The organism is Desulfovibrio sp. 1188_IL3213 (assembly GCF_036763145.1).
In the GTDB taxonomy this organism is placed as follows: Bacteria; Desulfobacterota; Desulfovibrionia; order Desulfovibrionales; family Desulfovibrionaceae; genus Desulfovibrio.
The window spans coordinates 1-1,181 of the sequence record NZ_JBAIYR010000583.1; the positions used below are offsets into that span (position 1 = coordinate 1).

Consider the following 1,181-nt stretch of genomic DNA (forward strand, 5'->3'; position numbering starts at 1 on the left):
CCGTGGTGGCCGTCCAGCCTGTGGCGCGGCGCTGCTCCAGCGGGCCGGAGATCGCCTCCAGATGTTCCCGCAGGGCCGTAAGCTGTTCCTGCGCTGCAAAGGGTACGCAGTAAATAGTGTAGCTGGACGCATAGACAGCGGCCAGCGCGTCTGTAAGATCGGGGTCTTGCTGGCCGCCTGCCATATCCGTCTTGCCGGCAGTGTACCCCGCCACAGTGCAGGACACGGCCAGGGCGATACGATTGCCCAGAGTACCCTTGTTTTTGGCGGTAAGCGTCAGGGTAGGCGTGCCGTCCTCCGGCGTGGTGATGGCAGCAGTGACGGGCAAATCCTGCGCATCGTTAATGGCCGCTACAAGATCAGCCAGCGTGTCGGCGGCGGCATCCTGATAACCGGCGGCAACGGCAACATAGCTATTGCCCACCGACAGCTTGAGTACCCCGGCGCTGGTGGCCTGCCCGGACAGGGTGACCGTGCCTTTGGCGGCAATGCCTGCGGAATGCGGCGGCACAGGCAGCACGGTGAGATCAATATACGGATAGGCAGTAATGGCGGCCCTGACCATCGTATGCGCCTGACTGCCGTAGCCAAAGAGTGCTGCTGCCGTGGCATCGTCGAATATCTGCACAGGCTCAAGAGGCGATGCGGATTCCGGCAGTTTCTGTGCTACAATCAGCACGCGCTGTTCGTTGGTGGCAAGGGTGCGCACCGCCAGCCTGGTATTGATTTCAAAATATTTACCCGGTTTGCGGATGCTGGCCGGGAGGTTGTCAAACGAGATATTGGCGCTGGCCATTGGTTACTCCTTCGTCTTTTTGCCCGGCTTGATCGCCTCGGGTACGAGATCGCCATCCACTATGCGGCGGCGGTAGTACGGGCTGTCGGCCACCTGCACGGCGGCGGCATCGTCAATATACGCTGTGGGCTTGTCTTCGCGCGGCACCTTGAGGCCGGGCGCGGCCTTGACTGTAAGCATGGTGGGCATGGCGTCCTCACACTTGGATTTGCAGGGTTATGTGATCTTCCGCTGCCGGTGGGTCTGTAGCCATGTCCTGCGGCGGCTTGAGCCAGTATTGCAGCCGCAGGCAATTCAAACCCGGCAGCGGCGCGGGATTGTTGGCATTGGCAGCGCCGGGGAAAGTCTGGCCGTCCGGCGGCAGGTAGCCGCCGGGCTGGAGCGT

2 protein-coding genes and 1 pseudogene are annotated in these 1,181 nt (G+C 62.2%); all 3 read right to left on the bottom strand.

Annotation, left to right across the window (positions count from 1 at the left end):
• Positions 1-796 (bottom strand): annotated as a pseudogene (locus V6C16_RS13785) (phage tail protein); the annotation flags it as partial.
• A gap of 3 nt (positions 797-799) precedes the next feature.
• Positions 800-985: a DUF2635 domain-containing protein gene (locus tag V6C16_RS13790; RefSeq protein WP_083577869.1), complete on the bottom strand. Its 186-nt coding sequence runs from the start codon at positions 983-985 to the stop codon at positions 800-802.
• A gap of 7 nt (positions 986-992) precedes the next feature.
• A partial coding sequence (locus V6C16_RS13795) for a hypothetical protein (RefSeq protein WP_333543498.1) occupies positions 993-1,181 on the bottom strand: 189 nt, incomplete at its 5' end.